Genomic DNA, 23,998 nt, shown 5'->3' on the forward strand with positions numbered 1-23,998 from the left:
GTCAGTGCCCGTCGTTAGGGTCGTCAGGTGCACGAAGGGGCCATGCGGCATCAGCAGCCGGCTGTCCCGGTTCTCGAGGGGCAGCAGCTCGACGAGTTCCTGGGGGCCGTCCCGGAGCGGGGCCACTGGCGTTACCGGCCCCGCCGCGTCGGCATGGTCTGGCGCAGCAAGGCGTTCCGCGCCGGCGCGGTGGTCACCGTGCTGGCGCTCTGCGGTCTGGTGATCCTTGCCCTGGTGCGCCGGCAGACGGGCAGCGAGGGCTTCCTGGTGGGGCTGGGGCTCGCCGTGCTGCCCGTGCCGCTGCTGATGGCGGCGTTCCGCTGGCTCGACCGGGTCGATCCAGGACCGTGGCGGAATCTGCTGTTCGCGTTCTCCTGGGGGGCGTGCGCCGCCGCGCTCGTGGCGATCATCGCCAACTCCTTCGCGACCCGGTGGATAGCGACGGCCACCGCCGATCCCGGGAGCGCCGACACCCTCGGGGCCACGGTCGTCGCGCCGGTCGTCGAGGAGAGCGCGAAGGCCATCGCGGTTCTGCTGATCTTCCTCTTCCGCAGACGGCAGTTCGGCGGGATCGTCGACGGCATCGTGGTCGCCGGTTTCACCGCGACCGGCTTCGCCTTCACCGAGAACATCCTCTATCTGGGCAACGCTTTCGGCGAGGACCAGCAGCTCGGCACCACGGGCCTCGTCTCCGTCACGGCGGGGACGTTCTTCGTCCGCGTGGTGATGTCGCCGTTCGCGCACCCCTTGTTCACGGTGCTCTCCGGCATCGGCTTCGGCATCGCCGCGCTCGGCGGCGCGCGTCACCGGGTGCGCCGTGTCCTCGTGCCCCTGCTCGGACTCGTCCTCGCCATGGGCATGCACGCCCTGTGGAACGGCTCGTCGTCGTTCGGACCGTACGGCTTCTACGCGGTGTACGGGGCGTTCATGGTGCCGTGCTTCGGGCTGGTGACCTGGCTGGCGATCTGGGCGCGCCGCCGGGAGCTGCGCACGCTCTCCACCGAGCTGCCGGTGTACGCGGCAGCCGGCTGGCTGGCCCCTGAGGAGCCGCTCGCGCTGGCCTCGATGAGGGCGCGGGGCATGGCCCGCGACATGGCCAGGCACTGGAACAGCCACCCGGACCGTGCCCGGGGCAGGGCCGCGGCCCGCGCCGTCGCTGAGTACGAGTCGTTCGCGACGTCCCTGGCCATGCTGCGCCGGAGGGCCCGCCGTGACGGTGCGGGAGAGGACTTCGCCCTCCGCGAGCAGGAGTTGCTGCACCATCTGTGGCACCGCCGGGACATCGCGAGGCCGGCCCTGGCGTATGCGGCCCATGCGACGGGCCGACTGCGCCTCCACCGGCCTCCACCGCCCCCGTTCCCCCGTCAGCTCCCCTACGGCGGCCCGCCGCCGCAGCACCTCCCGGCGCCGCACCGGCACTACGGCGGGCCCAACCCGTATCTGGAGGACGGCGGGCGGCACGCAGGCCCGCCCACCTGAGACCATCCGGGCCGGGACCTGGAGGGCGTCACGGCATCCATCAGGACGTCGGAGCGTCAGCGTGCCAGGACGTCAGGGCCCTCAGGGCCTCAAGCCCCCAGCGTGTCAGGCGGACGCCTCGGTGAGCTCCGCCAGCTCCTGCTCGGTCAGCCGGAGGTCGGCCACCGCGACGAGCGCGGGCAGCTGTTCGACCGTACGCGCGGACGCGATCGGCGCGACGACGGTCGGCCGGGAGAGCAGCCACGCGAGCGCGACCGTGGCGATCTCCGCGTCGTGCTCCTGCGCGATCCTGTCGAGCGCCGCCAGCACCTTGCGTCCGCGTTCGGTCTCCAGGTGCTTGCGCGCCCCCTCCGCCCGGGCGCTCTCGACCGACGTCCCCGGCCGGTACTTGCCGGTGAGGAAGCCCGAGGCGAGCGCGAAGTAGGGGACCCCGGCAAGACCGGCGCCGGCCGCCGTGTCCTGGAGCGCGCCCTCGTAGGTGTCGCGCGAGACGAGGTTGTAGTTCGGCTGCAGGGCGACGTAACGCGCCAGGCCCTCGCGCTCGGAGAAGTCCAGGGAGGCCTGGAGCCGCTCGGGGCTGATGTTGGAGGCGGCGATCTCCCGCACGGTGCCGGCCTTCACCAGCTGGTCGAGCGCGGTGATGATCTCCTCGACAGGGACGCTCTCGTCGTCGTGGTGCGTGTAGTAGAGGTCGATGTGGTCCGTGCCGAGCCGGCGCAGCGAGGCCTCGGCCGCCGCCTTGATGTTGGTGGCCGACAGTCCCTTGAAGTCGGGGTGGCCGCTGACCTTGGTGGCGATGACGACATCGTCGCGGCGGGCACGGGCCGCCAGCCACTTGCCGATGAGCGTCTCCGACTCACCACCCTGGTTGCCGGGGATCCAGGCGCTGTACGAGTCGGCGGTGTCGATGAAGTTGCCGCCGGCCGCCGTGTACGCGTCGAGGACGGCGAAGGTCTGCCTCTCGTCGGCCGTCCAGCCGAAGACGTTGCCGCCGAGGGAGAGGGGGAAGACCTGGAGGCTCGAGGTACCGAGCGGGCGCAGAGATGTCATACCCCGCGACAACCAGTTGACCGAAGCGGCTATTCCGGATGCGCGGGCCGCACCGGGCCCGTCAGGACGCACCCGGCCCGTCAGGGCGCACCCGGCCCGTCAGGCCGACGCCTGGTCCCGTCACCCGGTCGTCGGCGCCTCACGATCCGGGCAGGCCGATCCGGGCAGGCCGACGGCCCTGACGTCGGGGGGTCGTGCGTCAGGGCCGCCGGGGTTACGGTGCGCCGGTCACCGGCGCGGTCGAGCAGGCTCTCCCGCCGAGGTCAGACCGTGAGGCCCTTGCTGCGCAGCCAGCTCATCGGGTCGATGCCGGAGCCGTCCGGGGTGTGGACCTCCAGGTGGAGGTGCGGGCCGGTCACGTTGCCCGTGGCGCCGACACGGCCGATGGTGTCGCCCGTGGTGACCTTCTGCCCGGCGGTGACGTCCATCGAGGACTGGTGGCAGTACCAGATCTCCGTGCCGTCATCGAGCTCCAGGACCGTGCGGTAGCCGTACGCGCCGGACCAGCCGGCCGACTTCACGGTGCCGCCGTGCACGGCCTTGACCGGCGTACCGGTCGGAGCCGCGAAGTCCAGCCCGGTGTGATAGCCGGACGACCACATCGAGCCGGCCTCGCCGAACGTCGAGGTGATGGTGTACGAGGAGGTCGGAATGGCGTAGCTGGCGGCGAGCTTGGCGAGGCGCTCGGCCTCTGCCTTCTTCTTCGCCGCCTCTTCGGCCGCCTTCTTCTTCGCGGCGGCCTTCGCCTCGGCCTCGCTCTGCTGCTTCGCCGCCTCGGCCGCTGCGGCCTCTTCGGCCGCCTTCTCCTGGGCGGCCCTGGCCTCCGCGTCGGCCCCGGCCTGCTGCTGCTCGGCCTGCTGGAGGATACGGGCGCGAAGCGCCTCGCCTGCGTCGGTGGCGCCCTGGTCGGCCTCGGCTGCGGTGATGCCCGCGCTGGTCAGCGGGGCTGCGGTCTCGGCGACCGCCTCCTGGTCCGCGGAGGAGTCGTGGGACATGAACGCGCCGACGCCGGGAAGGGACTTGGCGTCGGGGAGGTTGTCCACGATGGAATCGGGAAGAGAGATGGAGACCGGCGGCTTGCTCTGCGCGGTGGCCATGCCACCCGCACCGACTGCCGCGATGACGCCGACGCCGAGGACGGTGGAGCTACGGGCGAGACCTCGCTGCTTGGCCACGCGATGCCGACCGCGTACGGGACGGATGGACTCCTCGTCGGGGTTCCATTCCTCCCATGTCCTGTCCTCATCACCGAAGCTGTCGGTCCTGAAGGGTGACGGGGCCTCGGGGGCAGGCTTGTTGGACGCCACGTGGGCGCGCTCCTTTCCTTCCTTCTCGCCTACCGGGTTAGCTGACGGGTTCGGAGCAGGAAGGTCTCCTACGGGCCCCTTCGCCTCTCGCGAGACACAGGTGTCCGATTCACCCCATGTAGGTGGTTCCCCGGTTCCCTTGCGGAATTCGGCGCTGCGCGCGGTGCCACCTCTGGCGGCGGCAGGTACAACCGCGCTGCGTTATCGAACGTTAATAGACACCCGGGTCCGATTCCAAGCTGTTCCCATAGATCAGTCAGGACTCCGGCCTGGACTTTAAGGGGTCAACCGGGTGCAAACGGGCGACTTGAGTGCGCTTCATCCGCCCGACAGTTTCTGACGGTGCGTCAAATGTTATGCGGAGCGAGGTTCTTCGGCTACACACCGTCGCGACGGGTCATCCACCGTCCCGCCCCACGATCTTCACCGTCGTCCGCCGCTCCTGCTGACCGTGCGCGGGACGGCCGACCGCGAGGAGCGCCAGGTCGTCCGTCGACCTTCCCCCGGTGTGCAGCCGTACGTCGTCGGTGAGCGCGGACAGCAGTTCGTCGGGCCCGGGGAACAGCCGGCCGCGCAGCCGGGCCGCCGGGTCGTAGAAGACGCCTTTCGTGTTCCGCGCCTCGGAGAGCCCGTCGGTGAACGCCAGGAACATCGACCCGGCCGGCAGGGTCCACTCGTCCGCCCGGTCGGTCCAGGTGCCGAGCCCCATCCCGAGCGGCAGCGCGGGCGCCGACGGCGTCAGCACGTCGAGCGCCCCGTCCCCGTGCAGCACGAGGGGCTCGGGATGCCCGCGGTTGATGACCCGCAGCGTCTGGGATCCGGACGGGATCTCCGCGATGACGGCGGTGACGAACCCCTCCACCGTGTCGAAGCCTCCCCGCCGCGAGCCCTCACGCTCCAGCGCCCGCTCCAGCCGCTGGACCACCGCTTCGAGCGACAGATCCCGCTCGGCGGCCTCCCGGAACGCCCCGATCACGACGGCCACCGCGCCTACGGCGTCCAGCCCCTTGCCCCGTACGTCCCCGAGGACCAGGCGCACCCCGAACGGCGTGTCCGCGACGGCGTACAGGTCGCCGCCGACGAACTCGTCCGCCTGGGCCGCCTCGTACCGCGCCGCGACCAGCAGCCCGCCGACCCGGTCCTCGGGCCTCGGGAGCACCGCGCGCATCGCGGTCTCCGCGATGACCCTGGCCGAGGCCAGCTGCTCGTTCATACGGCGCACGACGCGGTTGATGAGAAGGGACAGCACGGAGACGGTGACCAGGGTGAAGAGGTCGGTGAGCGGCACGACCTCGCCGAGCGCGCCGGACGAGATCCGGATGACCAGCACCACGAGGGTCGCTGCCATGCCGATACGCGCGGTGCCGCCCGGCGAGAAGAAGGGGGCGGCGATCAGCGGGGCCGCGGCGAAGAGCGGTACGGCGGTGACCTCGGTCGGCGTCGCGAAGTCGAAGATCACACCGGCGCAGATCATCAGGACGGGCAGCACCCGCACGAACCGCCGGGAACGGGAGTTCCCGACCGTGCCGCCCCGCCGTTCGTCCCGCTTCCCCACCTGTTCGCTCCTGCCCGCTCCGCCCACGGGTGCGGACGGTACCGCGCCCCACCCAGGCCGGCCGGAGCCGCGCCGAACGACGCATCGCCATCGGCCAAAGGGAGGAGCGCGCCGAGCCCCGTCCCCCGGTGGTCGGTCGGAGAGCCGGCGCTGCGCGTAGAGCGTCAGTGCGTCCCGTACGAAGACGGCGGTTCCGTCCCCGTGGCGATCGTAGTTCCTCCCGAAGCGGGAATCGGCGACGTACATCTCCGCGATGCCGGTCACATGCGCCCGCGTGACCTCCATGGTCACCGACAGCCACTCGCTGTGCCGTCGCGCGCTGTCCTGCACCGCGTCGTCACCCGCCGCCAGACCGGCCGCCGCGCCCGTACGCCTCCTGGCCGTAGGCGCCGTAGCCGGACGACGGCATACGACAGAGGCCCGGATCCTCGAAAGGATCCGGGCCTCTGTCTTCAGTAGCGGGGACAGGATTTGAACCTGCGACCTCTGGGTTATGAGCCCAGCGAGCTACCGAGCTGCTCCACCCCGCGCCGTTGTGATGACAACTCTACGCCATCCGGGACGGCGCTCCGACCAATACGGTCCGCGGCCCCCGCCTCGCTCCAGGCCCGGCAGCCCTCCGACCTCGACACGACGCGCCAACTCGGCCCGCATTCCGGAAAATTGTCAGGCACATGGGCGCAAACCAGAACATCGGGCCCTCTGCGCACCGACGGCCGTCACGCCGGGCGCGCAATACCGAGGGAAAGCCGTGCTGGGAGGGTTACAGTCTGCATGCACCGCACGATGATCCGGACGCCCCCGGAGCGGCGCGGCACCGGTAGCGGCGTTTCTTCGCCCTACCGGTCGGGACCGGTCCGGCTTCTGTCGCGGCACCTCGGTCACTGGGCTCTCACCACACACCTACGTACAGGACACCCGAGATGACCGACACGTCTGCCCGCACGACCCAGCGGCGCTCCGACGGCACGTCCGCCGTCACGACCGCCGACACGGGCACCGCGGCGCCGCTGCCCACTCCGCAGTACGCGGGCCTGTTCGTCGAGCCCGACCTGCCGCCGGTCCCCGACGACCACGAATGACCGGGCGGCAAGCCGTACCCGGCCGGAGCGCCCGGCCCGTCCGGCCGGCCTGTGACCGACCCGGCTGACCGACCCGAGTGACCGGCCCGGCCGCGCGGTCGTTGGGAGACCATGCGCATCCGTATCGGTGTGGTCGTCCTCGCGGTGGTCCTGCTCATCGCCGCGTTCATCTCGAACATCCCGTCCGAGGCCGAGACCGTGGCCGCCTGCCGAAAGGCACTCGACAACACGTCGACGCTGACCAACCGGCCGGACGTCTGCATGGACGTGTCCGCGGACACCTACCGGACGTTCCTCCTGATGTACGAGTTGCGGGAGGAGGGCCTGGACTGAGGGGAGGGCGCGCCTCCCGATCCGTCAGCCCTGCTGCTCCTTCCACTCCGCCTGGGCCTCGTCGAGGTCTTCGGCGAACGTGTCCAGGAAGTCCTTGGCGCTCATCTTCCCGAGCAGCACCTTCTGGAAGCCCGATTCGCTGTCGGCCTTGGACAGGGTGTTCCAGTCGGGCAGGTAGTAGGGAAGCTGGACGATCGTGGTGTCGCCCGAGAACAGCGCCTCGGCGCCGAGCTGCGTGGTCTCCGACTCGTCGAGCCAGGGGTCCTCGGCGGCCTCCTTGTTGGCCGGGATCAGGCCCGCGGACTCGCTGAACTTGGAGTTCGACGCGTGCGAGGCCGCGAACTCGATGAACTTCCAGGCCGCCGCCTTGTTCTCGGAGGACTTGAGCAGACCGAGGCCGGAGACCGGGTTGGAGACCATCACCCGGGTCCCGTCGGCCAGTTCGGGCTGCGGGATCCCGCGGAACGTGTCGCCGCCCAGCGAAACCACATGGTCCTGGTAGGACCCCAGGTTGTGGTTGAGCATGGCGATGCTGCCGGAGTCGAACTGGGCGACCATCTTGGTGAAGTCGTTGTTGAGGTCGGCCTCCGGGGTGGTCTTCCGGTACAGGCCGGCGTACTTCTCCAGCGCCGCGACGTTCTTCGGGTCGTTGACCGTGGTCTTCTTCCCCGAGTCGTCCCAGAAGGAGTCGATGCCCGACTGCCCGTACATCGCGTCCAGCGCCTGGGCGATCGAACCCGGGCCACCGCGGATGGTGTAGCCGAACTGGTTCTTCTTCCGGTTCGTCAGCTTCGCCGCGGCCTCGTAGAAGGCGTCCCAGGTGTCCGGCTCCCCGAGACCGGCCTTCTTGAACAGGTCCGTGCGGTAGTAGAGGACACCGTTGGTCGCGCTGATCGGCACCGTGTACATCTCGTTGCGGCCCGCGGCGCTCCGTACGCTCTCGACCATCGCGTCGTTGAGCTTGCCCTTGAGCGAGCTCGCGTCGACCCGGTCGTCCAGCGGCTCCAGCGCGTCCTGCGCGGTGATTCCGGCGACCATCGCGGCGCCCACACCCCCGACATCGGGTAGCCCGCCGCCCTGGATGGCGGTGTCGTACTTGGACTGGGCGTCGGTGGACGCGATGCCCACGTACTGCACCTCGATGTCCGGGTTGGCCTTCTCGAAGTCGGCGATGATCTCCTTCCAGACCTCCGTGTTGACACCGCCGTTCTCGTCCCAGAACACGATCTTCCCGGTGCCGGGGCCTTCGGCGCCCTTCGCACCGGCGATGCCGCTGCCGTCGTCACCGCAGGCGGTGGCGGTGAGGGCCAGGACGGACACCAGGGATATCGCTGCGGCCAGGCGGGTGTTGCGGGCGTTGATCACGGTCGGCTCTCTTCTCTGGCTCTCGTATCACGTCTCATATATGACATACGAAGGGCAACGCGAAGAACGTAAATCGGCCTACTGCCATGGTCAATGCCCGTGCAGGAGAAAGTTTTTGGCCACGGGAACGCCGAAACGCCCCACCCGGTCGACCCGGTCGGGGCGCTTCCGGTGCTCCGGTGCTCTGCGGCGCTTCAGCCGCTCGCGGTCAGGTCAGGCTTCGACCGAGACCTCGCCCGCCGTCGCGGGACCGGCCTTGTCGCCGGATTCGTCCCCCGCGGCACGGTTGAGGCCCGGGATGAATCCGGCGACCGCGGCGGCCACGAGAGCGACCCCGCAGCCGATCATCAGGCCGACACGGAATTGCGCCGGCCGGTGACCGGAACGCACACACCGGCGACCAGCAGGGTGACGGCGACCACCCAGGCCGCGTTCGACGACGAGGTGCCGAGGATCTTCGGCAGCTCGGCGATGAGCGGGGTCACCAGCGTCTGCATCACCGCGGCGACGGTGCCGGCGAGCGCCGGCGTCGCGATCACAGCACCTGAGCGGGCTGCGGGCCGGGAGGCGTCCATATCCCAGATCCTCGGCTATCGGTCGGCAGGTGTTTGGCATCGTGCACTTCTATTGCATCATGCACATCATGTGGTCCATGCACTTCGCCGTGAACATACGATGAAACCAGCACGCACGACGGCACGACGACACACCGGCAAGGCCCGGCAGGAAGCAGGAGGTGCCCGCGCATGAACAGGGCGACGCAAGAGGTCGAGTACGAGCAGATGCTGCTCAGCCGACACGGCCTGCTGACCCACAGAAAGGGACGCCGCGAGGGCGGTCTCCTGGAGCGCAGCGCGTACGTCCTGCTCAGCCGCATCCGTGTCCAGGGCCCGATGTCCGTCGGCGAGCTCAGCGAGGCCTTCGACCTCGACGTCTCGACCCTCAACCGGCAGACCGCGGCGGTCATGCGCGCCGGCTACGTCGAGCGCATCCCCGACCCGGACGGCGGCATGGCCCGCAAGTTCCGGATCACCGAGGAGGGCGCGAAGACCCTCGACGCGGAACGCGAAGGCATGGTCAGTTCCCTGCAACGGGTCATGTCCGACTGGCAGGACGACGACATCTCCGCCTTCGCCGGCTATCTGCGGCGCTTCAACACCGACCTGGAACGCATCGGCGGCCGCCCCTGGCCGCGCCCCTGAGCCCCCGCGAGCGACGAGGGACACCCGGAGGGCCAGGAGAAGAACCCCATGAACTCCTGGCCCTCCCCCATGGATTGCTCCGTGCCCAGCGTGACCGACCGGTCGCGGAGGCCGCATCAGAGATGGGAGACTGTGACTCGCACCGGACATGACAGATAGAGGCTGACTCGTGCACCGATCACATCCCGCCCTCCGTTCGATCGCCGTCACCGTGCTGCTCGCCGGTGCCGCCATCGGCTGCGGCGGCGACTCCGACGAGGGCTCCTCCACCGATCCCGCTCCGGGCAGTGACGCCGTCTCCCTGCCGGCCGACGGCAAGAGCAGTGAGGGTTCCTCCGCCTCGTCCCTGATCGAGGCCGTCAACAAGACCATGCGCACGACCGCGTTCAGCAGCGTCGGTACGTCGACGGCCTTCGAGGGCGCGTCGCAGCAGACCCGCTGGAATCCGGACCAGGGCTTCTCCATGAAGGTCACGGGCACGGGAGACTTCACAGGCGGCGAGATGTACTGCAAGGACGGCACCAGCTACATCAGCACACCCCTGCTGGCCGAGATGCTGAAGGAGAAGGGCACGATCATCACCGTGCCCGAGGAGTACGAGGATGTCTATGTGACCAGCGAGACGGGCCAGGGCTGCGACGCCTACTTCGCGGTCTCCCCATCGGGCACGTTCGCTCCGGCCGAGGACACCACGATCGACGGCGAGAAGGCCCGCGCCATCGAGGTGTCCACCGCCGAGACGACCGACACCTACTTCATCAGCGACAAGGCACCGAACCACCTGCTCAAGCTGAAGTCGAAGCGCGACGGCATCACCAGCAGCACGACGTACACCGACTTCGGCTCGGCGAAGCCCGTCCAGATCCCGGCAAAGGACAGCACGATGCCGATGGCCGACTTCCAGAACGCCGCAACGACCGGCTGACCCGGACCACAGCGAAGTGCCCCGGCCGGACGAAACCGGACGGGGCACTGCATAGCAGGTCAGAAGGGATCTCTTCCCTTGCATCAAGTAGGCCGTGTGGGACTCGAACCCACAACCAACGGATTAAAAGTCCGCTGCTCTGACCAATTGAGCTAACGGCCCCTGATGGATCACCCCCGAGCATAGCTTCCCCGGACCCGGCAGCCGATCGGGTATCGGGTGCCGGGCCCTGTCGTGGCCGGGGTGGGGGTGGTCAGGCCGTGGTTTCGTCCGTGATCGTGCGTTTGTGATCCGGGGCGGGCGGTACGAGGAACCAGTGGCGGGCCGATACCAGCCACCAGACGGCGGCGAAGCCGAGCACCACCAGCACGGCCAGCGGCGCGTAGTTGAAACTCTCCCAGGTGACCGGCGAGACCTGGGGCAGCATGAAGAGCACCGTGATGACCCCGACCCAGGTCACCGCGATGATGCCGATCGGCCGGGACCACCGGCCCAGGTGCCAGGGGCCCCGGACGAAGTCGTCGCCCCGTAGCAGCCTGAGCAGGGTGGGGATGACGTAGGCGATGTAGAGGCCGATGACCGCGATGGACGTCACGGCGGCGTACGCGGTGTCGTTGATCAGGTACGGCAGGCCGAGGGCGAGCGCGCCGAGAGCGGCCAGCCAGACCGCCGCCACGGGCGTGCGGGTGCGGGGGCTGACCGTGTGCCACACCCGGGAGAAGGGCAGCGCCCCGTCGCGTGAGAAGGCGTAGATCATACGGCTGTTGGCGGTCACCGAGGCCATCCCGCAGAACAGCTGGGCCCCGATCACGACGAGCAGCAGGAGCTTGCCCGTGGTGGCGCCGAGCGCGTCCAGGAGGATCTGGGCGGGCGGCGCACCGGTCGGGGAGTTCAGGGCGCCGTCGTACGACTGGATGGCATAGGTGAAGCCCAGCAGGAGCACGAAGCCGGCGATCCAGGACGTCCAGATGGACTGCACGATGCCGCGCGGGCCCGCCACGGCCGCGTCGCGGGTCTCCTCCGTCATATGGGCGGAGGCGTCGTAGCCCGTGAAGGTGTACTGCGCCATCAGCAGGCCGATCATCACGACGTAGAAGCCGCTCCCCCAGCCGGTGTTGTTGACGAACTCGGTGAAGACGTACGACGTTGACTGATGCGAGTCCGGCACGAAGGTGAGCGCGCCGACGATCACCGCGACACCGATGACGTGCCACCACACGCTGACGTTGTTCAGGAAGGCGACGATCCCGACCCCGAAGGTGTTCAGCAGGCCGTGCAGGACCAGGATCGCCGCGAAGAGCAGGATCGTACGGCCGGGTGTGACCTCGAAGCCGAACTGGAGGTTCAGGTACGCCCCGAGGAAGGACGCCGCCCCGAAGTCGATGCCCGCGGTGACGGCGACCTGACCCAGCACGTTGAACCAGCCGGCGAACCATGCCCAGGCCGCGGCGGAACGCGGTGGGGCCAGGCGGTGGGCCCAGAAGTACAGGCCCGCCGATGTCGGGTACGCCGAACAGATCTCGGCCATCGCGAGGCCGACGAACAGCGTCATCAGCCCCACGCCGACCCAGCCCCAGGTGATGACGGCGGGGCCGCCGGTGTTCATCCCGAACAGATACAGCGTCAGGCAGCCGGAGAGCACCGAGATGATCGTGAACGAGACCGCGTAGTTGGAGAAGGCGGACATCCGGCGCGCGAGCACCTGGGTGTAGCCGAGTTCGGCCAGCCGTTCCTCGTCGGAAGTAGGGGTGGGGGCAGGGGTGGCGGCATCCGGGGGCGGCTCGGCGGACACCGCTTCGTCGTTTGTCATGCCCCCAGCGATGCCCTCGGGGGCCCACCGGAAACGCCGCAGGGCCCGCGCGCCACCGAAGTGACGTACACGGGCCCTGCGGGTCAGTCGGACGGACAGGCAGCCGTCAGCTGGACTCAGCCGTTGCGCTTCCAGCGCGGCTTGTCGTCGCGGCGGCCGAAGGTGCCGGTGCCGGTACCCGTGCCGGTGCCACCACGGTGGTCGTCACGGCGGCCGTTCGGGCGGTCGCTGCCGCCGGAGCGGAAGCCACCGGACGGGCGGTCGTCACGACGGTCGCGGTTGAACGGGCGGTCGCTGCCGCCGGAGCGGAAACCACCGGACGGGCGGTCGTCACGACGGTCGCGGTTGAACGACGGACGGTCGTTGTCACGACGCTCGAAGGAACGGCCACCACGGTCGTCCCGACGGTCACCGCCACCCGAGCGGAAACCACCCGAGGAGCGGTCGTCACGACGGTCGCGGTTGAACGACGGACGGTCGTTGTCACGACGCTCGAAGGAACGGCCACCACGGTCGTCCCGACGGTCACCGCCACCCGAGCGGAAACCACCGGAGGAGCGGTCGTCACGACGGTCGTTGCTGCCGCGGAACGACGGACGGTCGTTGTTTCCGCGGTAGCCGGACCCACCGGTGGGACGGCCACTGCGCTCGCCGGTGCCACGGTCGTTGCCGCCGCGGTAGCCGCCACGGTCGCCACCGCGGTCGTCACGGCGGTTGAAGTTGCCCCGGTCGTCACGACGGTCGTCGCGGGCGGCCGGCTGCTCGGGGACGGACACCGCTGCGATGAGCGCGGCCTCGGCCTCGGCGGCGACCTCTGCCACCGCCGCCTCCGGGTCGTCGCCCCGCTCGCGGGCGGCACGGGCGACCAGACGGTCGGCCTCCTCGCGCAGCTCGACGGCACGACGCTGGACGCGCTCCAGCTGCTTGGTGAGGTCGGCGGCCTCGCGCTCGGCCTGCTTGGCCGCGTTGTTCGCGGAGTCGGCCTGGACCTCGGTGAGCGAACGGGCGCCGGTGATCTCGGCGACCTCGGGCTCGAAGACGCCCGCGCCCTGCACGATGTGGCGCGAGGCGTCGACGCCCGCGTCCTCCATGAGGCGGAAGATCTGGCGGCGCTGGTGCGGAAGCGCCAGCGAGACGACGACACCGGACTTGCCGGCCCGGGCGGTACGGCCCGAGCGGTGCAGGTAGTCCTTGTGGTCGCCGGCCGGGTCCACGTTGAGGACGAGGTCGATGCCGTCGACGTGGATGCCGCGGGCGGCGACGTCGGTGGCGACGAGGGCGTTGACGTAGCCCTTCTTGAAGTCCTCGAGCACGCGGGTACGAGCACCCTGCGTCATGCCGCCGTGCAGCGCGTCGGCCTTCACACCGGACTCGATGAGCTGCTCGGCGATGCGGTCGGCGCCCAGCTGGGTGCGGACGAAGATGATCGTGCGGCCCTTGCGGGCGGCGATCGCGGCCGTGACCGGCGCCTTGTCCTTCGGCTTCACGACGAGGACGTGGTGCGACATCGTCGAGACGTTGCCCTGGGCGCTGTCGACCTCGTGGGTGACCGGGTTGGTCAGGTAGCGCTTGACCAGCGTGCCGATCTCGTTCTCCATGGTGGCGGAGAAGAGCATCCGCTGGCCGCCGCCGGGGATCTGGTCGAGCAGCTCGGTGACCTCGGGCAGGAAGCCCAGGTCGGACATCTGGTCGGCCTCGTCGAGGACGGCGACCTGAACGTTCGCGAGCGAGCACGCCCCACGGTTGATGATGTCGCGCAGACGGCCGGGCGTGGCGACGAGGATGTCGACACCGCGCTCCAGCGCGTAGATCTGGTTGCCCATGGACGTACCGCCGCAGACGACCTTCATCTTCAGGCCGAGCACGTCGCCGTACGGCTGGAGGGCGTCCGCGACCTGCATGGCGAGCTCACGGGTCGGCGTGAGGATGATCGCGCGGGGCTTCTTCTTCTCGGTGTGACCACCGGCCAGCGCGGCCAGGGTCGGCAGACCGAAGGAGAGCGTCTTGCCGGAGCCGGTACGGCCTCGGCCCAGGATGTCCTTGCCGGCCAGGGCGTCCGGGATGGTCGCGGCCTGGATCGGGAAGGGCGCCGTCACGCCGTTCTGCGCGAGCTTACGGACGATGCCGTCGGGCAGTCCGAGCGAGGCGAAGGTGACGCTCGGCTCGGCGTCCGCGGTGTTGCCGGCCTCGGCCTCGGCGGAGTCCGCAGCGTCGGCGGAGGTCTCCGCGACGGGGCTCTCGGTGACGGGGGCCTCGTCGGCTGCCTCGGGGGCCTGGGCCACCACGGCTTCGGCTGCCTCCACGACCTCGATGCTCTCGACGTCGTTCTCGGGCATGACGGTGTGGTCAGAACTGGAAATTGACATGCGAAATGCGAAACCTTCCGGAGTCTCGGCACGCGCCCGTAACTCCGTGTTTTCGCAATTTCGACCGCCTCAATGCGGTCCAGCCACGGCAAGGGAGAGTACGCGCCACACGGCGCTCTTCTGTGTCGGCGCCGGGCATAGGATCAAACGATCTACTACCATACGCACCCTCCCCCCATTCGTGCAAACCAGGCCGGTCCCGCCCGGTCTCAGACCGGCGCGACCTGCGGTGATACCCGAGGAGTGGGCCACGCCTCGGGCGTCCCCGGCGCCCCCATCGCATCCGCACGGGACAGTGCCGCCGGCGAGGCCGAAGGCTCCTCGGGACGCGCCGAAGGTTCCGGCTCGGGCGAGGGCGGCGGCTCCTGAGGGGTGTCGGGCTCGGGCGGCGGTTCACCCGGTCCTGGATCGCTGGGCTCCTGGGTGGGCGCGGGCCCGCCCCGGGTCGGCTCCGGGGTGCCGGGGCCACCGGGCGCCGGGCGGGTGGCCCCTGGACGGGCCGACGGGTCACGCGAGCCCCGCTCCTCGGCGTCCGGCTCACGAGAGGCACCCCGGTCGGACTGCGCCTCGGCGCCTCCGCCACCGGATCCCGACCGGCCGGAGCCGGACGCCGTGCCGCCGTCCGGCCTGGCCGAGGCCTCCTTCTGGCCGGCGGAACGCGAGGGGACCGGCTCCCCGGCGTCGTCGCCGACGCTCACACAGCCTGTGGACGCGGCGATCGTCAGCGCGGTGACGGCTGCCCAGCGGACGCGGGCGGACAACTGGCGCACGGGGTGGCACCTCCGGGGAGGACAGGAACGGCGGGAAGGGGGAGCGCTGTGTCCAACTCCCCTGCCCCCGCCGGGGACACGCGCGCAGCCGCACGGACACAACACCCCCACACACGCCGGGCCGCCCGGTCGGGCGCCGAGCACCCCGAAGCCCCTCGCGAGCCCGGCCACCAGGAACACCGCGCCGTGCCGCGCCCGTACCGCGCGGCCCGTCAGACGGCGCATCGTGAGGCCCGTCGGACAGCGCATCGCACGGTCCGTCAGACGGCGCACCGCACGGCCTGTCGGACGGCGCACCGCGGTCCGTCAGTCAGCGCAGCGGCGCCCCGGCAGCACCCCCGCTGACGACCGGAGGTCAGGACCGGCCGCACCGGCGGATGCGTGATCCGCCCCCGCGCGACGGTCAGCACCATCGGCGCCCCGATCAGGACGCAGCCCGTCACCCTGACGGCGAAGACCGCTCATCCGTAGCCCAACGCGTGCAGCCGCTCGTCGTCGATGCCGAAGTGATGGGCGATCTCGTGCACCACGGTGATCTCGGTCTCGGCGACCACGTCCTCGCGCGTCTCGCACATCCGCAGCGTCGGCCCCCGGTAGATGGTGATCCGGTCCGGCAGCACCCCCGCGTACCACTCGCCTCGCTCGGTGAGCGGCGTGCCCTCGTAGAGCCCGAGCAGCTCCCGGTCCTCCGTGTCCTCCGGCTCCTCCTCCACGAACACCGCGACGTTGTCCATCAGCCGCATCAGCTCCGGCGGGACCCGGTCAAGAGCCAGGCTCACCAGCTCTTCGAACTCCTCGCGCGTCATCTCCAGCACCCCGCCATTGTCCCGTACGCCGGGCCGGACGGCCGGGCCCGGCCCGCCCCCGCGGACACCCGCCCGGCCCATACGCCGCCGCAGTCCCGCATGCCCGCCGTCCGATCGGGGCATACGGGCCCAATGGCACGCCCGTTCCACGCCGCAGCCGTCCGTGTCCGCCGCCTCCGCAGCTCCCGCCCGCGTGCCACCGCCGGCGGCCTCGTCCCCGCCGCGCGCCCCTGGCAGCGCGCGCTGGGCATGCTGGCGGTGGTCGTGCTGGGCGCCTGGCTCGGGCTGCTCGTCGTCGGCAGTGTGCGTACGCCGGTGGGCCCCATGGACACCACCATGACCCTGCGCCCCTCGGTGAGCGGCGGCACCAAGATCAACGTGTCACCGCTCGGCGCCCTGGAGCTGGACTCCCACCGGGGCCCCGTCCGCCTGGACGTGGACGTCGACCGGCTGGACCCGGAGCGCTCGCAGGCCCTGGTCAAACACCCCGAGCGCCTCTCGGGTCTCCAGGACGAGGTCGCCGACGACGTCGCGTCCGGCACCCTGGAGCTGGCCGTCCGCTCCTGCGTGGCCGTGGTCTCGGGCGCCACCGCCCTCGGCCTCGTCGTCTACCGCCGCCCCCGCCGCGCCCTCGCCGCCGGCGGCCTCGCCCTGGCACTGCTCGCCGCGTCGGGCGTCGGCGCCTACGCCACCTGGAATCCGAAGTCCGTCCTGGAGCCGAAATTCTCCGGGCTGCTCTCCAGCGCCCCTTCGGTCGTCGGTGACGCCCGCTCGATCGTCACCGACTTCGACGTCTACCAGCAGGAGCTGGCGCGGCTCGTCACCAACGTCACCAAGCTGTACGACGCCACCTCCACGCTCCCCGTCTACCGGCCCGACCCGGGGACCATCCGGGTCCTGCACGTCTCCGACATCCATCTCAACCCCGCCGCCTGGCACATCATCGCCTCGCTCGTGGAGCAGTACGAGATCGACGTGATCATCGACTCCGGCGACACGATGGACCACGGCACGGCCGCGGAGAACGGCTTCCTCGACCCGGTCACCGACCTCGGCGCCCCCTATGTGTGGGTGCGGGGCAACCATGACTCCAAGGAGACCCAGGACCACCTGAAGAAGACCAGGAACGCGCACGTGCTCGACGAGGGCAGCGCCGTGGACGTCGCCGGGCTGCGGATCGGCGGCACCGGTGACCCGCAGTTCACCCCGGACCGCACCCGCCCCACCGGCGGCAAGGCGTCCGAGCAACTGGCGGGCATGCGCCTCGCCTCGGCGCTGCGTGACCAGAAGCAGGCGGGCACCCCGGTGGACATCGCGGTGACGCACGACCCGAACGCGGCGCGGGAGACCGACGGAACGGTGCCGCTGGTCCTGGCCGGCCATGTGCACCACCGGGTCAACGAACTCCTGCCCCTGGGTACGCGGCTGAAGGTCGAGGGCTCCACGGGCGGGGGCGGGCTGCGCGCCGTGCAGAACGAGAAGCCCGAGAAGGTGCGTGCGTCGGTGCTCTACATGGACCGCACGACCCGGCATCTGCAGGCCTGGGACGAGATCACCCTCGGGGGTCTCGGCCTGACGACGGCGGAGGTCAGCCGTCACCTCCCGGAGGAGAACCTGAAGACCCCCTCCCCCTCCCCGGGCCTCCCGTCCTCCTCGCCGCGTACCTCTCCGCGCACCCCGACGACCTCCCCGTAAACCGTTTTGGCGATACCTCCCCGCATCCCATATGCTTCTCACGTCCCCGACGCGCTGCGAAGCGCGCAGGTGGGCCCTTAGCCCTCATCGTCTAGTGGCCCAGGACGCCGCCCTTTCAAGGCGGTAGCACGGGTTCGAATCCCGTTGGGGGCACGCTTTACGGTGTGCGAGACTTGTCTCGCACATTAGCCAGGTCCTGTGGAGCAGTTTGGAGTGCTCGCCACCCTGTCAAGGTGGAGGCCGCGGGTTCAAATCCCGTCAGGACCGCTGCAGCTTGTACGAGCTGCGTGGCTGGGTAGCTCAGTTGGTACGAGCGATCGCCTGAAAAGCGATAGGTCGCCGGTTCGATCCCGGCCCCAGCCACCAAAACGAGTAGGTCCCGGACGGCATGCCGTCCGGGACCTACTTGTTCTGTGTCTCCGACCGTCATCACCGAAGGGCCATCTCGCCCTACCCGTCCGACCGTTGAGTTTTCCGGTCAGGAGCGCAGGAGTGATGTCGGCACGTCGGAGGTCCGGACGGCGCGAGCTCCCCGGCCCGATCCTCGCACCCGCGACCGACTCACAGATAGTGGACCACACCGTCCATAACCCGGTATCCTCGCACCATGCCACGCCCACGCCAGTTCGATGAAGAGCGCGTACTCGCTGCCGTGCAGGCGGCATTCTGGGACAACGGCTATGCGGGCACGTCGCTCGAGACCCTGCTGGCGGCCAGCGGTCTGGGCAAGGGGAGTCTCTACGGGGCCTTCGGCGACAAGCAGCGCCTGTTCCTGCGCGTGCTGCGCGCATACGACGAGGCCAATGACCGGATGTTGCGGGAGTGGCTCGACCAGGCCGAGCGCGGCACCGACGTGCTACGCGATTTCGTGACCGGGCCGGCACGCGACCCCAGCGGCGAGCAGGCCCGCCGCGGGTGCCTTCTGGCCAACACCGCGGCCGAGCTCTCGACCAGCACACCCGAGGTCGCCGCCGAAGCCCGGCGCAGCTACGCCGCGACCACCGCCGCCCTGGCCGACGCGGTACGACGCGCGCAGCGCGAGGGAGACGTCGCAGCCCGCATCGACCCGATCGAGACCGCGCAGGCGGTCCTCGCCGGCCAGCTCGGACTGCTCATGCTCGGCCGGATCGGCCAGGACCCGGCCGTCCTGTCGACCATGGCCGAGACGCTGCTGGACCGCCTGCTGCCCGCACTCTGAGCCTCCCCGCAGTGGCCTGCGGCACTGCGCCACCCTGGTTATTGACTGATCGGTCCATATCGTGCAGAGTTATGGACCGATTGGTCAATGACGAGGGATCGGGAGCGGTCATGAAGGTGCTGAAGGACAAGGTCGCAGTGGTGACAGGGGCGAACTCGGGCATCGGTCTGGCGATCGCACGCGCCTACCGCGCCGAGGGCGCACGGGTGTTCGTCACAGGTCGCCGCCAGGCACTGCTCGACGCCGTCGAGGCCGAGCTCGGCCCCGAGGTGAGCGGGGTCCGTTGCGACGTGGGCAAGCTGGAGGACCTCGACGCGCTCTACGCGACGGTCGCAGAGCAGGCGGGTCGAATCGACGTTCTGGTCGCCAACGCCGGGATCGGGATCGCGGCCCCGCTGGGCGAGATCACCGAGGAGCAGTTCGACGCGATGTTCACCACCAACGTCAAGGGCTCGCTGTTCACCGTGCAGAAGGCGTTGCCGCTGCTCTCACCGGGGGCCTCGATCATCCTCACCGGCTCGACGGCCGCCTCGCGCCCCCAACCGTCCCTGCCCGTCTACGGGGCGACCAAGGCCGCCATCCGTAATCTGGTCCGCGGGTTCGCCCACAGCGCCGAAGCACGCCGATTCAGGATCAACGTGCTCTCACCGGGCGGCACACGCACCCAAGGTCTGCTCGACCTCGTCCCCTCCGACGAGCTCGCCGCCACCGAAGCCCTGGTTCCCCTCGGCCGGCTTGCCGAGCCCGACGAGGTCGCCGCAGCGGCCGTCTTCCTCGCCTCCGACGCGTCCAGCTACGTCAACGGCTCCGAGCTCGCCGTCGACGGCGGCTTCGCCCAGACCTGACCCACGCCGGTCAGGGCCGGAGGTCGTTCCCCAGGTCCCGTAGAAGACGTCGGGTGCCGGTGACGTGTGGCCCCAGCCATCACCCGAAGGCCCCCGTCCACGGACGGGGGCCTTCGTCGTACCCACGCCCGCCCCCCGGTCTCCCGGGAGCGGTGTGACGCGGCCCGGACGAAATACGTTCGCCAGTCCTTGCGCGCGGGTGAGATCCTGGAGTCCGTATGTCTACTTCCTTCGCCGATCTCCAGTCCCAGCTCGGGCAGCTCTCGCTCCGCGACGCGCACAGGCTCGGCCGCCGCCTGGAGGGTGCCCGCCGCATCCGTAAGCCCGAGGCCCGCCAGTCCGTGCTGGACGAGATCTCCGCCGAGGCCGGCAAGGCGTCCGAGCGGCTCGCCGGACGCGCCGCGCGGATGCCCGCCCTGACGTACCCGGAGCAGCTTCCGGTCAGTCAGAAGAAGGACGAGATCCTGGAGGCGATACGCGACCACCAGGTCGTGATCGTCGCGGGTGAGACCGGCTCGGGCAAGACCACGCAGATCCCCAAGATCTGTATGGAGCTGGGGCGTGGGGTCCGCGGCATGATCGGGCACACCCAGCCCCGCCGGATCGCCGCACGCACGGTCGCCGAGCGGGTCGCGGACGAGCTGAAGACCCCGCTGGGCGAGGCCGTCGGCTGGAAGGTGCGCTTCACCGACCAGGTGAATCCGGACGCGACCTTCGTGAAGCTGATGACGGACGGCATCCTGCTGGCCGAGATCCAGACGGACCGCGAGCTGCTCGCCTACGACACGATCATCATCGACGAGGCGCACGAGCGGTCGCTGAACATCGACTTCCTGCTGGGCTATCTGGCCCGGCTGCTGCCGAAGCGACCCGATCTGAAGGTCGTCATCACCTCGGCGACCATCGACCCGGAGCGCTTCGCCAAGCACTTCGGCGCCGCGCCCATCGTGGAGGTCAGCGGGCGGACGTATCCGGTGGAGGTGCGGTACCGCCCCCTCCTCGAAGAGGATTCCGAGGACTCCGACCGCGACCAGATCACCGCGATCTGTGACGCCGTCGACGAGCTGGACCACGAGGCGAACGGCGACGTCCTGGTCTTCCTCTCCGGTGAGCGGGAGATCCGCGACACCGCGGACGCGCTGAACAAACGCAAGCTCAGACATACCGAGGTGCTCCCCCTCTACGCCCGCCTCTCGCACGCCGAGCAGCACCGGGTGTTCCAGCGTCACACGGGGCGCAGGATCGTTCTGGCGACGAACGTCGCCGAGACCTCGCTGACCGTCCCCGGCATCAAGTACGTGATCGACCCGGGCAACGCCCGCATCTCCCGCTACAGCCACCGCACCAAGGTCCAGCGGCTGCCGATCGAGCGGATCTCCCAGGCCAGCGCCAACCAGCGCAAGGGCCGCTGCGGCCGTACGTCGGACGGCATCTGCATCCGGCTGTACTCCGAGGACGACTTCCTGACCCGTCCGGAGTTCACCGATCCCGAGATCCTGCGGACCAATCTCGCCTCCGTCATCCTCCAGATGACCGCGGCCGGTCTCGGTGACATCGAGAAGTTCCCCTTCATCGACCCGCCGGACCACCGCAACATCCGCGACGGCATCCAGCTGCTCCAGGAGCTCGGGGCGCTGGATCCGCAGGAGAAGGATCCGAAGAAGCGGCTCACCCCGCTCGGCCGCAAGCTCTCCCAGCTGCCCGTGGACCCGCGGCTCGCCCGCATGGTGGTGGAGGCCGAGAAGAACGGCTGCGCGCGCGAGGTGATGGTGATCGCGGCCGCGCTCTCCATCCAGGACCCGCGTGAGCGGCCGGCGGAGAAGCAGACCCAGGCCGATCAGAACCACGCCCGGTTCAAGGACGAGACGTCGGACTTCCTGGCGTTCCTGAATCTGTGGCGCTACATCAGGGAGCAGCAGAAGGAGCGCGGCTCCTCCAGCTTCCGCCGGATGTGCAAGCAGGAGTATCTGAACTTCCTGCGGATCCGTGAGTGGCAGGACATCTACGCGCAGCTGCGCACGGTGGCCAAGCAGATGGGCATCGAACTCAATGAACAGGACGCTCCGGAGCAGTCGGTGCACACCTCGCTGCTCGCGGGGCTGCTGTCGCACATCGGGCTGAAGGACACCGAGAAGAACGAGTACGTGGGCGCCCGCAACGCCAAGTTCGCGATCTTCCCCGGGTCGGCGCTGTTCAAGAAGCAGCCGCGCTTCGTGATGTCGGCGGAGCTGGTCGAGACGTCCCGGCTGTGGGCGCGCGTCAACGCGAAGGTCGAGCCGGAGTGGATCGAGCCGCTCGCCCAGCACCTGCTGAAGCGCACGTACAGCGAGCCGCACTGGGAGAAGGACCAGGCGGCGGTGATGGCGTACGAGCGGGTCACCCTCTACGGGGTACCGATCGTCGCCCAGCGCAAGATCAATTTCGGCCGTATCGACCAGGAGGCGTCGCGCGATCTGTTCATCCGCAACGCCCTGGTCGAGGGCGACTGGCGGACCACGCACCAGTTCTTCCATGACAATCGCAAACTCCTCGGCGAGGTCGAGGAGTTGGAGCACCGTGCCCGGCGCCGCGACATCCTCGTGGACGACGAGACGCTCTTCGACTTCTACGATCGACGGATCCCTGAGCACGTGGTCTCCGGCGCCCACTTCGACTCCTGGTGGAAGCACAAGCGCCGTGACGAGCCCGACGCTCTCGATTTCGAGCGCTCGATGCTCATCAACGAGAAGGCCGGGGCCGTCACCAAGGACGACTACCCGGACTCCTGGCGGCAGGGGAAGCTCAAATTCCGGGTCACCTACCAGTTCGAGCCGGGCGCGGACGCCGACGGTGTGACCGTCCACATCCCGCTCCAGGTGCTCAACCAGGTCACGTCCGACGGCTTCGACTGGCAGATCCCGGGCCTCCGCGAGGAGGTGGTCACCGAGCTGATCCGCTCGCTGCCCAAGCCGATCCGCCGGCACTACGTCCCCGCCCCGAACTACGCGACGAAGTTCCTGGACCGCGCCGTGCCGCTCCAGGAGCCGCTGCCCCTCACGCTCGCCCGTGAGCTCCAGCGGATGGTCGGTGTCCCGGTCACGGCCGACGACTTCGACCTGTCCCGGATCCCGGACCACCTCAAGATCACTTTCCGGATCACCGATGAGCGGCGCCGCAAGGTCTCCGAGGACAAGGACCTGGACGCGCTGAAGATCCGGTTGCGCCCCAAGGCGCGCCAGGCCCTCTCCAAGGCCGCCGCGGCGACCGCGGGGCCCTCGGGTGAGTCCATCGAGCGTCCGGGCCTCACCGACTGGACGATCGGCACACTCGACAAGGTCTTCGAGACGCGGAGGGCGGGCCAGCCGGTGAAGGCGTACCCGGCGCTCGTCGACGAGGGCACGGCCGTCGCCGTACGGCTCTTCGACACGGAGGCCGAGCAGCGGCAGGCGATGTGGCGCGGCACCCGGAAGCTGATCCTGCTGAACATTCCGGTCAATCCCGCGAAGTTCGCCTCGGACCAGCTCACCAACCAGCAGAAGCTGGCGCTCTCGCGCAATCCGCACGGCTCCATCCAGGCGCTCTTCGACGACTGCGCCATGGCGGCGGCCGACCGGCTGATCGCCGCGCACGGCGGTCCCGCCTGGGACGAGGCGTCGTTCCGGAAGCTGTACGACAAGGTGCGCGCCGACCTGGTGGACCTCACCGTCCGCACGATCGGCCAGGTGCAGCAGGTCCTGGCCGCCTGGCAGGCCTGCGAGCGCCGGCTGAAGTCCACGAACAGCCTGGTCCTGATCAACAACGTCACGGACGTACGGGATCACCTGGCCCGCCTCGTGCCGCCCGGGTTCGTCACCGCGACGGGACTGCGCAGGCTGCCCGACCTGATGCGCTACCTGATCGCCGAGGACCGCAGGCTCCAGCAGATGCCGACGAACGTCCAGCGCGACACCACGCGCATGGAGAAGGTCCACGAGATGCAGGACGAGTACGCCTGGCTGCTCGAACAGCTGCCGCAGGGACGGCCCGTGCCCCAGGAGGTCCTGGACATCCGCTGGATGATCGAGGAACTGCGGGTGAGCTACTTCGCGCACGCGCTGGGTACCGCACAGCCGGTCTCCGACAAGCGGATCGTGAAGGCGATCGACGCCGCCGCCCCGTGAACCCGCCCTGAACGGGGGCGTAGCGGCACCCGCACGGTGAGTGAGTTCGACCTGGCCCCGTGACCTCCTGT

The 23,998-nt window shown here is 69.9% G+C and carries 18 protein-coding genes, 5 tRNA genes, 2 pseudogenes and 1 riboswitch; of the genes and pseudogenes, 12 read left to right on the forward strand and 13 right to left on the reverse strand.

The genetic code is table 11. The features are described 5' to 3' along the window. Positions 1-42 precede the first annotated feature (42 nt). Entirely contained in the window at positions 43-1,479 is a 1,437-nt protein-coding gene (locus OG623_RS15945; protein WP_406147204.1) for a PrsW family intramembrane metalloprotease, read from the forward strand. Positions 1,480-1,584: 105 nt separating this feature from the next. On the opposite strand, the gene OG623_RS15950 is transcribed toward OG623_RS15945, so the two are convergent. From OG623_RS15950 to OG623_RS15970, 5 genes and pseudogenes are all read right to left on the reverse strand, one after another. Beyond that, entirely contained in the window at positions 1,585-2,529 is a 945-nt protein-coding gene (locus OG623_RS15950) for an aldo/keto reductase (RefSeq protein ID WP_406147206.1), read from the reverse strand. Between the two features lie 263 nt (positions 2,530-2,792). After that, a complete protein-coding gene (locus OG623_RS15955; RefSeq protein ID WP_406147208.1) occupies positions 2,793-3,836 on the reverse strand; it encodes a M23 family metallopeptidase in 1,044 nt (347 codons plus the stop codon). An 11-nt stretch (positions 3,837-3,847) separates the two neighbouring features. Then, a riboswitch (cyclic di-AMP (ydaO/yuaA leader) is annotated at positions 3,848-4,000 on the reverse strand. 233 nt (positions 4,001-4,233) lie between these two features. Beyond that, positions 4,234-5,391, reverse strand: a complete 1,158-nt coding sequence (locus OG623_RS15960; protein ID WP_406147209.1) for a PP2C family protein-serine/threonine phosphatase — start codon at positions 5,389-5,391, stop codon at positions 4,234-4,236. A 168-nt stretch (positions 5,392-5,559) separates the two neighbouring features. Further along, positions 5,560-5,886, reverse strand: a pseudogene (locus OG623_RS15965) (TipAS antibiotic-recognition domain-containing protein); the annotation flags it as partial. Then, positions 5,848-5,921: transfer RNA gene (locus OG623_RS15970), tRNA-Met, on the reverse strand. The pseudogene OG623_RS15965 and the gene OG623_RS15970, both read right to left, overlap by 39 nt. A 393-nt stretch (positions 5,922-6,314) precedes the next feature. Between OG623_RS15970 and OG623_RS15975 the strand changes: the two genes are divergently transcribed. Beyond that, positions 6,315-6,473, forward strand: a complete 159-nt coding sequence (locus tag OG623_RS15975) for a hypothetical protein (RefSeq protein WP_406147211.1) — start codon at positions 6,315-6,317, stop codon at positions 6,471-6,473. A gap of 111 nt (positions 6,474-6,584) precedes the next feature. Continuing rightward, positions 6,585-6,806 (forward strand): hypothetical protein, encoded by a 222-nt coding sequence (locus tag OG623_RS15980; protein WP_406147212.1) that lies wholly within the window; start codon positions 6,585-6,587, stop codon positions 6,804-6,806. Between the two features lie 24 nt (positions 6,807-6,830). On the opposite strand, the gene OG623_RS15985 is transcribed toward OG623_RS15980, so the two are convergent. The 3 genes and pseudogenes from OG623_RS15985 to OG623_RS15995 form a co-directional block, all read right to left on the reverse strand. Further along, entirely contained in the window at positions 6,831-8,171 is a 1,341-nt protein-coding gene (locus OG623_RS15985; protein ID WP_406147213.1) for an ABC transporter substrate-binding protein, read from the reverse strand. A gap of 213 nt (positions 8,172-8,384) precedes the next feature. Beyond that, positions 8,385-8,519, reverse strand: coding sequence for a hypothetical protein (locus tag OG623_RS15990; RefSeq protein WP_406147214.1), 135 nt, complete (start codon positions 8,517-8,519; stop codon positions 8,385-8,387). 20 nt (positions 8,520-8,539) lie between these two features. Next, a pseudogene (locus OG623_RS15995) lies at positions 8,540-8,746 on the reverse strand (MFS transporter); the annotation flags it as partial. Positions 8,747-8,917: 171 nt separating this feature from the next. On the opposite strand from OG623_RS15995, the gene OG623_RS16000 reads away from it, so the two are divergent. Together OG623_RS16000 and OG623_RS16005 are read left to right on the forward strand one after the other, a co-directional pair. Continuing rightward, positions 8,918-9,373, forward strand: coding sequence for a MarR family winged helix-turn-helix transcriptional regulator (locus OG623_RS16000; RefSeq protein ID WP_406147216.1), 456 nt, complete (start codon positions 8,918-8,920; stop codon positions 9,371-9,373). 169 nt (positions 9,374-9,542) lie between these two features. Next, a complete protein-coding gene (locus tag OG623_RS16005; protein WP_406147217.1) occupies positions 9,543-10,298 on the forward strand; it encodes a hypothetical protein in 756 nt (251 codons plus the stop codon). A gap of 88 nt (positions 10,299-10,386) precedes the next feature. On the opposite strand, the gene OG623_RS16010 is transcribed toward OG623_RS16005, so the two are convergent. The 5 genes from OG623_RS16010 to OG623_RS16030 all read right to left on the reverse strand — a co-directional run bounded on the left by OG623_RS16010 (position 10,387) and on the right by OG623_RS16030 (position 16,059). Continuing rightward, positions 10,387-10,460: transfer RNA gene (locus OG623_RS16010), tRNA-Lys, on the reverse strand. A gap of 91 nt (positions 10,461-10,551) precedes the next feature. Continuing rightward, the gene (locus OG623_RS16015) at positions 10,552-12,108 is read right to left on the reverse strand and encodes an amino acid permease (protein ID WP_406147219.1); all 1,557 of its coding nucleotides are present in this window, start codon (positions 12,106-12,108) and stop codon (positions 10,552-10,554) included. 116 nt (positions 12,109-12,224) lie between these two features. Further along, entirely contained in the window at positions 12,225-14,444 is a 2,220-nt protein-coding gene (locus OG623_RS16020) for a DEAD/DEAH box helicase (RefSeq protein WP_406147220.1), read from the reverse strand. A gap of 239 nt (positions 14,445-14,683) precedes the next feature. Next, positions 14,684-15,244 (reverse strand): hypothetical protein, encoded by a 561-nt coding sequence (locus OG623_RS16025; protein WP_406147222.1) that lies wholly within the window; start codon positions 15,242-15,244, stop codon positions 14,684-14,686. 461 nt (positions 15,245-15,705) lie between these two features. After that, positions 15,706-16,059, reverse strand: a complete 354-nt coding sequence (locus OG623_RS16030) for a metallopeptidase family protein (protein WP_406147223.1) — start codon at positions 16,057-16,059, stop codon at positions 15,706-15,708. Positions 16,060-16,182: 123 nt separating this feature from the next. Here OG623_RS16030 and OG623_RS16035 point away from each other — a divergent pair, with 123 nt between their 5' ends. The 7 genes from OG623_RS16035 (at position 16,183) to hrpA (ending at position 23,927) form a co-directional block, all read left to right on the forward strand. After that, positions 16,183-17,745, forward strand: a complete 1,563-nt coding sequence (locus OG623_RS16035) for a metallophosphoesterase (RefSeq protein ID WP_406147224.1) — start codon at positions 16,183-16,185, stop codon at positions 17,743-17,745. Between the two features lie 80 nt (positions 17,746-17,825). Further along, positions 17,826-17,898, forward strand: a tRNA-Glu gene (locus OG623_RS16040). A 39-nt stretch (positions 17,899-17,937) separates the two neighbouring features. Continuing rightward, positions 17,938-18,012: transfer RNA gene (locus OG623_RS16045), tRNA-Asp, on the forward strand. A gap of 22 nt (positions 18,013-18,034) precedes the next feature. Further along, positions 18,035-18,111, forward strand: a tRNA-Phe gene (locus OG623_RS16050). A gap of 241 nt (positions 18,112-18,352) precedes the next feature. Then, positions 18,353-18,943: a TetR/AcrR family transcriptional regulator gene (locus OG623_RS16055; RefSeq protein ID WP_406147225.1), complete on the forward strand. Its 591-nt coding sequence runs from the start codon at positions 18,353-18,355 to the stop codon at positions 18,941-18,943. Between the two features lie 110 nt (positions 18,944-19,053). Further along, positions 19,054-19,788 carry an SDR family NAD(P)-dependent oxidoreductase gene (locus tag OG623_RS16060; RefSeq protein WP_406147227.1) on the forward strand — a complete coding sequence of 245 codons (735 nt, stop codon included), beginning with the start codon at positions 19,054-19,056 and terminating at the stop codon, positions 19,786-19,788. 218 nt (positions 19,789-20,006) lie between these two features. Next, positions 20,007-23,927: an ATP-dependent RNA helicase HrpA gene (gene hrpA / locus OG623_RS16065; RefSeq protein WP_406147229.1), complete on the forward strand. Its 3,921-nt coding sequence runs from the start codon at positions 20,007-20,009 to the stop codon at positions 23,925-23,927. Positions 23,928-23,998 lie beyond the last annotated feature (71 nt).

The sequence above is a fragment of the Streptomyces sp. NBC_01012 genome (genome assembly GCF_045162755.1).
Lineage (GTDB): Bacteria > Actinomycetota > Actinomycetes > Streptomycetales > Streptomycetaceae > Streptomyces.